Below are 261 nucleotides of genomic sequence, written 5' to 3' on the forward strand. Positions count from 1 at the left end.
GGGGCGCCGAAAAAGATGGAGCCGACCCCGGTCAGGCCCGCGATCAGCACGCCCCAGCTGATCAGGTTGTGGTTGTCCGCGCGCAGGCGGGCGTCGGCCCAGCCCCAGCCCGACGCCATGAACTGCATCAGCAGGGCGATGGAGAACACCAGTCCGGCGATGAAGCCGCCGCCCGGCTCGTTGTGGCCGCGCAGGAAGATATAGAGCCCGGCCATCAGAGCCAGGGGCAGCAACAGGCGCGTGGCCACCACCAGCATCATG

General features: G+C 68.6%; 1 protein-coding gene. It reads right to left on the minus strand.

The genetic code is table 11. From position 1 onward, the window contains the following. On the minus strand, positions 1 to 261 hold a 261-nt coding region (locus FLQ44_RS04830; RefSeq protein WP_147693324.1), incomplete at both ends, for an MnhB domain-containing protein.

It is taken from the genome of Vogesella mureinivorans (genome assembly GCF_007644035.1).
GTDB classification, from domain to species: domain Bacteria; phylum Pseudomonadota; class Gammaproteobacteria; order Burkholderiales; family Chromobacteriaceae; genus Vogesella; species Vogesella mureinivorans.